The sequence below is a fragment of the Bradyrhizobium sp. Mp27 genome (assembly GCF_029953005.1).
GTDB classification, from domain to species: domain Bacteria; phylum Pseudomonadota; class Alphaproteobacteria; order Rhizobiales; family Xanthobacteraceae; genus Bradyrhizobium; species Bradyrhizobium barranii.
On record NZ_JASAUS010000926.1, the window covers coordinates 1 to 212 of the forward strand.

1 protein-coding gene is annotated in these 212 nt (G+C 64.6%); it reads right to left on the reverse strand.

The genetic code is table 11. The features are described from left to right. A partial coding sequence (locus QJT78_RS53025; RefSeq protein ID WP_281461034.1) for a transposase occupies window positions 1-212 on the reverse strand: 212 nt, incomplete at both ends.

Here is a 212-nt window from a genome sequence, read left to right on the forward strand (position 1 = left end):
GCTCGCGCGGGTAGCTATCCATCCATGCGTCGACCAAAATGTAGGTCAGCCGGATCACGTCGCGCAGGCGCGGCGCATTCTCCAGGCGTGACAGCGTCGGTTGGGAACACAAATCCCGGCCCGTGTCCGGTAGGCGACCGCAGGCCAGCTTGAATGCGGGATCGGACCGCAGATGATCGAGGTCGTCGGCGTCCTCGTAGCCGCAGCAGATC